Annotated in this window: 10 protein-coding genes and 1 pseudogene; 6 read left to right on the top strand and 5 right to left on the bottom strand. The window is 36.5% G+C overall.

Going from position 1 to position 11,617, the window contains the following annotated elements:
* Window positions 1-225 (bottom strand): annotated as a pseudogene (locus BAU27_RS10860) (polyamine aminopropyltransferase); the annotation flags it as partial.
* A gap of 427 nt (window positions 226-652) precedes the next feature.
* Between BAU27_RS10860 and BAU27_RS10855 the strand changes: the two are divergent.
* The 5 genes from BAU27_RS10855 (at window position 653) to chbG (ending at window position 4,872) form a co-directional block, all read left to right on the top strand.
* Window positions 653-955, top strand: a complete 303-nt coding sequence (locus BAU27_RS10855) for a PTS sugar transporter subunit IIB (protein ID WP_001023569.1) — start codon at window positions 653-655, stop codon at window positions 953-955.
* A gap of 16 nt (window positions 956-971) precedes the next feature.
* Window positions 972-2,279: a PTS cellobiose transporter subunit IIC gene (gene celB, locus BAU27_RS10850; RefSeq protein WP_071770879.1), complete on the top strand. Its 1,308-nt coding sequence runs from the start codon at window positions 972-974 to the stop codon at window positions 2,277-2,279.
* 184 nt (window positions 2,280-2,463) lie between these two features.
* Complete coding sequence (locus BAU27_RS10845; RefSeq protein ID WP_071770878.1) at window positions 2,464-2,787, top strand: PTS lactose/cellobiose transporter subunit IIA; 324 nt, start codon at window positions 2,464-2,466, stop codon at window positions 2,785-2,787.
* 3 nt (window positions 2,788-2,790) lie between these two features.
* Window positions 2,791-4,116: a 6-phospho-beta-glucosidase gene (gene celF, locus BAU27_RS10840; protein WP_071770877.1), complete on the top strand. Its 1,326-nt coding sequence runs from the start codon at window positions 2,791-2,793 to the stop codon at window positions 4,114-4,116.
* A 51-nt stretch (window positions 4,117-4,167) separates the two neighbouring features.
* Complete coding sequence (gene chbG, locus BAU27_RS10835; protein ID WP_071770876.1) at window positions 4,168-4,872, top strand: chitin disaccharide deacetylase; 705 nt, start codon at window positions 4,168-4,170, stop codon at window positions 4,870-4,872.
* 42 nt (window positions 4,873-4,914) lie between these two features.
* Here the strand turns inward: chbG and BAU27_RS10830 are convergent, their stop codons facing one another.
* Window positions 4,915-6,096 carry a chromate transporter gene (locus BAU27_RS10830; protein ID WP_071770875.1) on the bottom strand — a complete coding sequence of 394 codons (1,182 nt, stop codon included), beginning with the start codon at window positions 6,094-6,096 and terminating at the stop codon, window positions 4,915-4,917.
* A 189-nt stretch (window positions 6,097-6,285) separates the two neighbouring features.
* Between BAU27_RS10830 and exsM the strand changes: the two genes are divergently transcribed.
* Window positions 6,286-6,699, top strand: a complete 414-nt coding sequence (exsM, locus tag BAU27_RS10825) for an exosporium regulatory protein ExsM (protein WP_071770874.1) — start codon at window positions 6,286-6,288, stop codon at window positions 6,697-6,699.
* Window positions 6,700-6,802: 103 nt separating this feature from the next.
* Here exsM and BAU27_RS10820 read toward each other — a convergent pair whose 3' ends face one another.
* The 3 genes from BAU27_RS10820 to BAU27_RS10810 form a co-directional block, all read right to left on the bottom strand.
* Window positions 6,803-9,478, bottom strand: a complete 2,676-nt coding sequence (locus BAU27_RS10820; protein ID WP_071770873.1) for a sigma-54-dependent transcriptional regulator — start codon at window positions 9,476-9,478, stop codon at window positions 6,803-6,805.
* A gap of 104 nt (window positions 9,479-9,582) precedes the next feature.
* Window positions 9,583-10,320 carry a polysaccharide deacetylase family protein gene (locus tag BAU27_RS10815; protein ID WP_071770872.1) on the bottom strand — a complete coding sequence of 246 codons (738 nt, stop codon included), beginning with the start codon at window positions 10,318-10,320 and terminating at the stop codon, window positions 9,583-9,585.
* Between the two features lie 207 nt (window positions 10,321-10,527).
* Window positions 10,528-11,601, bottom strand: a complete 1,074-nt coding sequence (locus BAU27_RS10810) for a glycosyltransferase family 4 protein (protein WP_000378308.1) — start codon at window positions 11,599-11,601, stop codon at window positions 10,528-10,530.
* Window positions 11,602-11,617 lie beyond the last annotated feature (16 nt).

Genomic DNA, 11,617 nt, shown 5'->3' with positions numbered 1-11,617 from the left:
CTTGTCTTGTTTATCTTGCTTGTCTTGTTTATCTTGCTTGTCTTGTTTATCTTGCTTGTCTTGTTTGTCCTGTTTGTCTTGGTTGTCGTGCGTATCTTCAGTGTTCTGTTTGTCTAGTTTATACGTGTCTGAATTTAAATCGGAATCTTCTTCTTTTTTATACCATTTATTTTGAAACTGTATTCTGTGAATCTTCATTCTATTCTTTTTTCGATGCTTTGGCATTGGAATCCCCTTTCAAAATACTTTATTTTATTCTATTTTATGTAATTCAATAGAGTTTGACTGGACAATAGCTAGACGAGTGTCTTGAATAGGTATTTGTTTTTGATTTGAGTCGAAATATTATATTTTTCGCTATTATATTTTCACGTTTTAAAAAAAATTTAGTGTTTTTTTGTTTTAAACCCAACTAGACAACTAAACACTAATCTATTTTCATACAGTTATGTGTTAAAAGCGTGTTGTTTTATAACACACTGTGTGTTTTTTGGGTGACACACTAATTGAAAGCGGTAACACGCAAATAAATTGCTCGAAAAAACGCTGATTTTAGGCGTTTTAAAAAGTTGGCACGGTAATTGCATTAATAAAAAGCGTAAAGAAAAATAAAAAACATAAATTTTTTATACCACACAAGGGGGATTTATAAATGAATATCTTATTATGTTGTTCAGCAGGGATGTCTACAAGTTTACTAGTTACAAAAATGGAAGCGGCTGCAAAAGCTCGCGGTCTAGAAGGAAAGATTTGGGCTGTATCTGGGGATGCAGTAAAAACGAATATCGATCAAGCAGATGTATTATTACTAGGACCACAAGTTCGTTACATGCTTTCTTCAATGAAAACGCTTGCTGATGAGAGAAACGTTGGAATCGATGTTATTAATCCAATGCACTACGGCATGATGAATGGAGAAGCAGTTTTAGATCACGCATTGACACTTAAAAAATAATTAGGGGGGAAGCGAAATGCAAAAATTTATTGCATTCATGGAGAAATATATTGTTCCTGTCGCTGGTAAAATCGGATCGCAACGTCACTTAGCTGCGATCCGTGATGGATTTATTGCAGTTATGCCACTTATTTTAGTTGGTGCACTGGCATCACTAATTAATGGTTTTCCATCTGAAGCTTTCCAAGATTTCATGAAAGGTTTGTTTGGTGAAACATGGAAACAAGTTGGCGGTGGAATGTGGACTGGTTCTTTCGCAATTCTAGCACTAATCATAGCATTTACAACAAGTTATAACTTAGCAAAATCTTACGGCGTTGATGGTTTGTCAGCAGGTATTATTTCATTTGGTGCGTTAATTATTCTTACGCCAACAACACCGAAAGAAGGCGGATTGAACTTAGCTTGGACAGGTGCACAAGGGTTATTCGTAGCAATTATTGTGGCACTCCTTGTTACTGAGGTATTCCGTTTCTTTGTACAAAGAAACATTACTTTTAAAATGCCTGATGGAGTACCACCAGCAGTTTTAAGATCTTTCGCAGCTATAGTTCCAGCATTTGTTATCTTAACAGTAGTTGCAGGTATTCAATTAGCAGTGAAATTAGCTGGTACAAGTGTTCATGAATTTATCTTTAATACGATTCAATCACCACTGCAAAGTTTAGCGGGGACATTACCAAGTGCAATTGTCATTGTAATCCTTGTTCATCTTCTTTGGTTCTTCGGTTTACATGGTCCAAATATCGTTGGTGGTATTATTGAGCCATTATACTTACCGGCATTAGAGAAAAACATGAAGTTATTCCAAGGTGGTACATCTGCATTTGATGTTCCAAATATTATTACAAAACCATTCTTTGATACTTTTGTATATCTTGGTGGTTCTGGTGCAACATTAGCGTTCTTAGTAGTGGTATTACTTGTAGCAAAAAGTGCACAATTACGCGGTGTATCTCGTTTATCAATTGGTCCAGGTGCATTCAACATTAATGAACCCGTAATCTTTGGTACACCAATTATCTTAAATCCGATTTTATTCTTACCGTTTATCCTAACACCAATTGTATTAGTAATTACTTCTTATACAGCTATATCTATTGGTTGGGTACCAAAAACAGTTGTGATGATTCCATGGGCAACACCACCAATTATTAGTGGTTATCTTGTAACAGGTGGACATATTTCAGGTGCAATTCTACAGTTATTCAACTTTGTAATTGCGATGGTAATCTATTATCCATTCGTTGTGTTATGTGACCGTTCAGTTGTTCGTACTGAAAAAGCAGCAACGCAAGGAAATAACAACTCTGTACCTATGTAACATTAGAGATTGTTCTCACAGATAACATTATCTGTGAGAACAATTACCTTTATATCATGTTCAGAAAGATGAGACCCATCTTCAAGAACACCAAACTATCATTCATAACATAATAATTTAATAGAAATGTTCAAACTGAAGGGGTATTTAAATCGGTTGAACCATAATAGAGAGGGCGGTAATTATGATGACTACAGCAGAACAAATTCCATTTCAATTAATTTTAAATAGTGGTAATGCACGAAGCTTTGCAATGGAGGCACTTCAATTTGCCAAACAGGGGAAAATGGCAGAAGCTGATGAAGCGATGGTAAAGGCGAAAGAAGCGATTAATGAAGCGCATCATTTCCAAACAGAGCTCATACAATCAGAAGCAAGAGGAGAAAAAACAGAGATTAGTGTTCTTTTAATTCATGCACAAGATCATTTAATGAATGCGATTACAGTAAAAGAGTTGGCAGCAGAATTTATTGACCTTTATAAAAAGTTAGGAGCGAAAGGGGAATAAAGCATGACTGGAATTAAAATTGCTACAATCGGCGGTGGATCTAGTTATACACCAGAGTTAATTGAAGGATTTATTAAGCGTTATGATGAGCTTCCTGTTCGTGAAATTTGGTTAGTGGATATTGAGGCAGGAAAAGAAAAGTTAGAAATCGTTGGTAACTTAGCGAAACGTATGGTGAAAAAATCGGGTTTACCAATCGATATTCATTTAACGCTTGATCGCCGCGAGGCATTAAAGGGTGCTGACTTCGTAACAACGCAGCTTCGCGTTGGTTTATTAGAAGCACGTGCAAAAGATGAAGCAATTCCGTTAAAATATGATGTAATCGGTCAGGAAACGAATGGTCCTGGTGGTTTATTCAAAGCATTGAGAACGATTCCTGTTATTTTAGATATTTGTAAAGATATGGAGGAGCTTTGTCCGAATGCATGGTTAATTAACTTTGCGAACCCAGCTGGTATGGTAACAGAAGCTGTTCTTCGTTATACAAATATTCAAAGAGTAGTAGGTCTATGTAACGTTCCAATCGGAATTCGCATGGGTCTTGCAAGATTACTTGAAGTAGATGCAAGTCGTGTCCACGTTGATTTCGCAGGTTTAAATCATATGGTATACGGACTAGATGTATATTTAGATGGCGTAAGTGTAATGGATCGTGTGTTAGAGCTTGTAACAGATCCAGAAAAGCAAATTACGATGGAAAATATTGCAGCGCTTAACTGGGAGCCAGACTTTATTCGCGGCCTTCGTGCAATTCCATGTCCATACCATCGTTATTACTACAAAACACGTGAAATGTTAGAAGAAGAGAAAGAAGCTTCGGTTGAAAAAGGTACACGTGCAGAAGTAGTAAAACAATTAGAAGATGATTTATTCGAGTTATATAAAGACCCGAACTTAGATATTAAACCACCACAATTAGAAAAACGTGGCGGCGCTTATTATAGTGACGCAGCGTGTAGCTTAATTACGTCTATTTACAACAATAAAGGTGATATCCAGCCTGTTAATACACGAAACAACGGAACAATTGCAAGCTTACCACATGATTCTGCTGTTGAAGTGAACTGTATTATTACGAAAGAAGGTCCAAAACCAATTGCAGTTGGAGATCTTCCGGTACCAGTTCACGGTTTAGTACAACAAATTAAATCATTCGAGCGCACAACAATTGAAGCTGCTGTTACAGGGGATTATCATAAAGCGCTGCTTGCTATGACAATTAATCCACTTGTACCATCAGATAAAGTTGCAAAACAAATTTTAGATGAAATGTTGGAAGCACATAAAGAGCATCTTCCACAATTCTTTAAAAAGATAGAGAAATAAAAGGCGGCGCTATTTAGCCCGCTTTTTTTAATTCTAGTAGGGGGTATTACGATGATTAAGCTAATTGTAAATGCAGATGATTTCGGTCTTACAGAAGGTACAAATTACGGCATTATTGATGGACATACAAATGGGCTTGTAAATTCAACGACGATGATGATGAATATGCCAGGGACAGAGCATGCTGTAAGCTTAGCGAAAGAGTATAAAACGTTAGGAGTAGGAGTTCATCTCGTATTAACGGCAGGAGAACCACTTCGTGGAGACGTACCATCACTTGTAGGTAGCGATGGATTGTTTCATAAACAAAGTGTTGTATGGGAAGGAAATATAAATCCAGAAGAGGTAGAAAAAGAATGGACTGCTCAAATTGAGAAGTTTTTGTCTTACGGTTTAACACCAACTCATTTAGATAGTCATCATCACGTGCATGGATTACCGCTTTTACACGACGTTCTTGAGAGATTAGCAAGTAAATACAATGTTCCAATTCGTCGTTGTGAGGAAGAGCGAGCGGTGCGCCCATTTTCAGATGTGTTTTATAGTGATTTTTACGCTGACGGTGTAACGGAAGATTACTTTGTGAAGTTAAAAGAAAGAGTACAGGATGAACAAACGATAGAAATTATGGTGCATCCAGCTTTTATTGATCCAGAGCTTGTGAAGCGTTCTTCTTACGTAATGGATCGTGTGAAAGAGTTGCATATTTTAACGGAGAGTGAGCTGCCAGAGGGAATGGAGCTTGTGAAGTTTTAATAGAAAAAACGACGGCTAAATAGGGCCGTCGTTTTTTTAGGTTTACAAAATGGATAGAATATATCCGCCGAAGGCTCCGAGTATAACGATAACCCAAGGCGGTGTTTTCCAAAAAGCGAGTAAGCAAAATAGAAGAGAAGCAAAAACGAAATCCACAGAATTCATAATTGTACTCGTCCAGATTGGATCATAAAAAGCTGCTAGTAAAATACCGACAACGGCTGCATTCACTCCAAGTAGTGCGCCTTGTATGTAGGATACTCTCCTTACACTGTCCCAAAATGGTAAGACGCCAATAACGAGCAGGAAGGCAGGAAGAAAAATCGCGATTGTTGCAACAACTGCTCCGGCGGTTCCATTTAGCGTGGCTCCTATATAAGAGGCAAATGTAAAGAGTGGTCCTGGTACTGCTTGTGTTAATCCGTATCCAGCCAGAAATTGTTCTTTTGTCATCATCCCGTTTTGTACAAACTCACTTTCAAGAAGAGGAAGTACGACGTGTCCTCCGCCAAATACAAGTGCACCAGAGCGATAGAAACTATCAAATAAAGCGATGTAATAAGAGAACGGTCTTAATATTGGTAGCAGTAGTAATAGTCCGAAGAATAAGACGAGACAAGAAACTGCTATTGTTTTTGAAATAGGTACTTTTATATTTTGAGATTGGCTAATTGGTTGGTTACGATATAAAAACCAGCTGATAAAGCCCGATATTATAAGGAGGATGACTTGTGTCCAGCTACTTGGCCATAATAAGGCGATTGCGGCAGTTACAATCGCAATCGTCGCACGATTTCGGTCTGGCGTTAATTTTTGCGCCATTCCCCATATGGCATGAGCAACAATGGAGACTGCTACAAGTTTTAGCCCGTGAATCCAGCCAGTACTTCCAAGATTAAACTGATTAAGGAACGAGGCGAAGAAAACCAAAACAAGCACAGACGGTAAAGTGAATCCAATCCATGAAATAATAGCTCCTAATAATCCACCTCTTAGTAATCCAATCCCCATACCGACTTGACTGCTAGCAGGACCAGGGAGGAATTGGCATAGTGCTACTAAATCTCCATAGCTTCTTTCATCCATCCATTTTCTTTTTTGTATGTATTCGTGGTGGAAATAGCCGAGATGGGCGACAGGGCCACCAAATGAAGTAAGTCCTAATTTAAATGAGACGAGAAAAATCTCTAATAATGTGTGAAAAGTGTATTTGTTATTTTCCAAAATGACCTCCGAGAATGTTTTTCTAAGTGCATTATACAAGAGGGAGTAAAGCAAAAGGAACGATTCTAATGTAAAGATTGTGTGAATCTTTTCTTCGTAATTAAAACTTGAAAAAGTCATAAATGATTATGTATAAACCATAAAGTAGTAGAAGTAGTGCTGGGAAATTTATATAAGGAGAATGCCCGTATGACAACACATTTCTTTGCGAGGTTAACAGGTAAGAGGGAAATACCCCCTGTAAATACAGAAGCATATGGTGTAACAGAGTTTATATTTAGTGGTGATTTAAAGAAATTGCAATATCGGGTCATATTGAAAAACATTGAAAAAGTTACATCATGCCAAATTCATTTAGGGAAAGCGGATCAAATTGGTCCAGTTGTTTTAAATTTGTTTGGTCCGCTAAAGCAAGGTATTAGTGTAAATGAAGGAGTCGTGACTGGTGTAGTCAATGTGGAGGATTTTGAAGGGCCTTTACAGGGGAGAGCGTTTGATAGCCTACTTCAAGAAATCATTGAGGCGAATGTATATGTAAATGTTTATACGAAGTCCAATAAGAAGGGAGAAATAAGGGGGAGAATCAGGAAAGTAAAGAAGTAGAAAAAAGGCTGTCCAAAAAATTGGAACAGCCTTTTTTATTATATTGGTTGCCGTTTTTGTGAAGTATTGCCGGTAAGTCGATATATTTAAAATATCGCCTAGATCAATTTTTTACAGGTTGATTTTTGATGAAGAAGTCCATTACATAAAATACTTCGTCATCTGGTATTTGTATTTCAAATGTATTTTCAATAGGTTGCAATGCTTTTTTTACTTTCATATACATCCAGTACTCATCTTGTCTTCGTTTCTCTTTATCAGGATGAGGGAGGAGACTTTCACCTTTTTGAAGACGGTCAACCATGCAGCTCATATGCAAAATCACACCCATTAAACTGTCAGGAGTTAGCTGTAAAGAAATTAATTCTTGAATTGTATTTAATGCATAACGAATTGTTTTAATGAGTAATGCGCCATCGTTACGCTGCATTTGTTGTTCAAGAATGTCAGCCATTTTCGCATATGTTTCTTCATACGTAATTAATTCTTGAATTGGCTGAATCGCTGTGTAGTTCACAATGTCTTGGAAGTGGTATGTTAAGCATGGTACTTGCACATCGAAATTCGTGACGATACAAATGATATTACGCTCTTTTTTTATGTTCTCGATCATTTTTGTTAAATCTTTTTCGTGAACGATGCTAATCGGAATAATTTCAATTAAGTCTTTATCAAAGCGTAAATAGTTCTCTAACATTTTTTGAATTGCTAAAGCACTTCCTTCACCAGTTAAACAAGCTGTTAAAATAACTGATTTCATTGGTGACAGCGGCTTTTTCTTTTCCTCTTGTACATTTAAATAGAACGGCGTTAAGTTCTTCACTGTTTCATATAGTGCATCTAATGAGTAGCCAAGCTGAGCTTTTCGAGCTGCTTCTAGTGCATGTGGTGTGCTTGTCATCGAGAGAACACGTACAGGAATTTTGAACTCAGTTTCTAATATGTCACCGATATAAGCGAGAGATCCCATATCAACAAGTAAGAGAAGCCCGTTTACATTTTGAAGTGTTTTCATATACACCTTAACACGCTCTAAGAAATCTTTCGGTGACTCATGCAAGGGCATATCGATACCAGTTACTTCATCAATACCGAGAAGTTCGTTTGCAACATTTGCCATTTCTGTTGCGATGCCATTACCGTGCGCTAATATTAATACTTTTACTTCTGTTTGTGAGGCAGGAAATGGATCAACAACGAAGAACATTGTTAAGAAGCCTGCTTCATCCATGGGCATTGTTATTTGTAATTCTTCTTCCAGTAGTTGAATGCATTGCATAGCTACGGAAAAAGCTTCTTTATATTTCGTACGAATTTGATTTAATTGTGGGTGGTGAATTTGTTTCCCGCCCTGTAATCGTTGTAGAGTTGTCTGTACATGTAAACTTAAAGCAAGAAACACTTTTTCATCAAAAGTCTTAGATAAATGTTTTTCAGCTAGTTCTGCAATTTTTTCACATACGGAAACGATATTACGATCCACAATTTTAAAAACATTTTCATGACCTGTTTTTTTAGACATTTGGTTAAAATATTGAACGAAAAAGCTTTGGATATCATTTTCTATTAGTAATTCTAATTCGTCCTCTTCAATGCCGCGTGCTTGAAGTTCTTCATATTTATAATCAATATAATCGTAAATAGAAGAACGTTTTTCATCTTCTGTTTTATGCTTGCTCCAGCCTTCATCACCTGTAAATACAAATGTTTCATTTGGTATTTGGTATAGGTGACGGCTCTTTCTTTCGATAAACAGTCCTTCTTTCATATACCAAGGTAAATCTGTACTTGAAACACCGACAGAATCACGTTTTTTTGTTACGAAATCAGAATAAGCTTTCGCACAGGCAATTTGTACATCCGTTTTCAATTGGCCGATGTTATTTGGACAATTGTAAAAGACGAAAGCCCGCATTGCATTTGGACTAACATGAATCTCTTTCCTTAGACGAATTGCTTCATTTGTGAAGAATAGTTGCAATAAAGCAAAGCGTTCTTTATGCGTTCGCTCACGAAGTGGTGGAAGCGTAACGGTCATTGGAATACGTCTTGTAAATGTTTTTAATAAAAATGAGTTTGGTTCTTCTGTTGTTGCAGTAATAATTAATACTTGTGCCTTACGTTCATTTTCTGTTTCTCCAAGGCGGCGATATACTCCGCGATCAATAAATGTGAAGAGCATTTCTTGTCCTTCTGGAGGAAGACGATGTACTTCATCTAAGAAAAGGATTCCTTCATGGGCTTTTTCAATTAAACCTTTTTGATCACTGGCACCTGTGTAAGCTCCTTTTTTTATCCCAAATAACTGTCCCAGTAGTAGTTGTGGATTGTTTGCATAATCAGCACAGTTAAAGACGATAAAAGGTGCTCCTTTTGGGAGTTGTTCTACCTCAATTGCATATTCGTGCATTAAAGAAGCGAACATAGATTTTCCGACACCTGTTTCTCCAAGTAGTAAAGTGTGCATACCGTTTGGAGGATAGAGAATAGAAGCTTTCGCTTTTTCAATTGCAATTTTTAGGCTTGTATTTTCAATTGCAAATGTATCTAATGAAGTACCCTTTGTTGAATGCGTTTCCAATGAAGTATTCGTTTCTATATAAAAACGGACAGGACGTGTACTCGTTTTTAATAAACGATCATCTTTCACGAGCTTGTTTAAGTCGCTACTAACATTTGCACGGTCTAACTGTAGAAGTGTAGCGAGTTCTGATGCTGTTACACCTTCTGTATAATTCCCTTTTTGTATTGCGTTAAAAATGAGATCTATTCGTTTCATTTCTATTCACCTCGAAACTTCATCACTATTTAAAATTTTACACAAAAATGGGAAGTGTGGGAAGAGGAAAATAAAACAGCTTTAGTATATAAGCACTAAAGCTGTTACAATCTTGTGTCTTTCCAAAAATTTACTTCGAGATGGGAAGATGGATTGTAGGGAAGTAGTTTATATCCTTGTGATTGCAAATAATCAATTACTTTTGGAAGTATTTGCACTGTGACACTAGAATCATGCATTAAAATAACCTCTACTTGTTCATCGCTTTGATTTTGCACTCTTTCTAGTATTGCGGAAGGATTATCATAGCTTTTCCAGTCATATGTATCAATTGTCCAATCCCACATTTTATACTGGGAAGATACGAGTGCGTCGCGGTAATTCTTTTTTAAGTAAGGCATGCTACCGTATGGGACACGAACGAGATGTGTATTTAGATGTGTAATTTGCCGGACAATATTTTGGGTTTGCTCCATTTCTTCAATTAAAATTGATGGATCGCCAGTATAAAGACGTTTTACATCATGTGACATACTATGGAGACCAATATAATGTCCATCTTTAATCAATCGCTCCATCGTTTTTTTATAATGTGGCACTTTTCCGCCAATAACGAAGAAAGTTGCTTTTCCGTTCTTCTCTTTTAAAATATTTAAAATCTGTGGTGTGTATTTATTCGGTCCGTCATCAAATGTTAAGTACGCAATTTTTTTTGTAGGAGTGGTAGTTTGAGTGCTGTGTTGATCTTCTGCTTGAATGTCTGTAGTTGCTTCTGTATTAGATGATGCGTACATAGTAATAGTTAAAAATAAAATTATACATTGAAGTAATCGCTTGATCATAACATTCACCCTCAGTTTGACAATCAAGATGTAAAAATGAAAATTTGATACTTTTTCGTTATACGTATATCTTTCTCCAATAGAGGCACTCTCAAACAATCTATATTTTGGAAATGGGGAATAAGGATTAAAAAATAAAAATAGCATCCTCTTATGAAAAAGAGGATGCTATTTGAATATTTCATAAAAGTGAAGGCTATACTACAATTAGTCTTCGCGTTTTTTCACTTTTTTATAGAAGGAAATAATTGGTTTGTAACGTTCGTGTACAAGACCGATTACTTCAGCAATAATTTCTGTAAAGAAGATTAAAACGAAAAGAAGAATAATGGATAACCATAGTGTCGCACTACTGAAAATGATTGCATTTACGCTAAAGAAAATACCAAGTGCGTAAATAATTAGTACCGTTTTACGATGAGAGAATCCCATTGCAAGCAAACGGTGATGTAAATGCGACTTATCTGGTGCTGAAATAGGCTTTTTATTTACGATACGGCGGATAATTGCAAACGTCGTATCAAATATAGGTACACCTAAAATAATAATTGGAACGATAAAGCTGAATAACGTTACGCTTTTGTATAATCCAAGTAACGATATAACAGAAATACAGTATCCTAAAAATAGTGCTCCTGTATCTCCCATGAAGATTTTTGCAGGATGGAAATTGTAGAATAAAAATCCAATTGTACTTGCTAATGTGATTAGTGCTAGAGGTAATATAATAGCTGCTCCAGTACCCCATGGGCTAGTGAAGGCCATATATGCTAGCGTTGCAAGTACGATAGATGAAATCCCTGCGGATAATCCATCTAATCCATCAATTAAGTTGATGGCATTTGTAATACCGACAATCCAAAATACTGTAATTGGATAAGCAAGCCATCCGAGTTCAGTATCTCCGAGAATTGGAATATATAATACTTGCACTAATAATCCACTTTTTACAATCATGATGGCAACTAATAGTTGTCCACCGAATTTTACCTTCGCAGATAGTTCGTACATATCATCTAAAATCCCGATGATAACAATAATGATAGCACCTAAAGTTATCGATAGCATTCTTTGTTCGTACAATCCACCGACAACAAATCCTACAGCTACACCGATGAAAATTGCTAACCCGCCAAGACGAGGCATAATTTTTTGGTGTACTTTACGTGCGTTTGGTTTATCTGTTGCTCCTATTTTAAAAGCTAATTTAATAACTAAAGGAGTAACGACGAGTACAGTGATGAAAGATGCCAAAATGGCATAAATCACTTGTGAGTCCATTAATACCCCACCTTTT

Origin of the sequence: Bacillus sp. NH11B (genome assembly GCF_001884205.1) — a bacterium.
GTDB lineage: Bacteria > Bacillota > Bacilli > Bacillales > Bacillaceae_G > Bacillus_A > Bacillus_A proteolyticus.
Note: the sequence above shows the minus strand (reverse complement) of the source record. Positions and strands in the feature narration are given on the sequence as shown.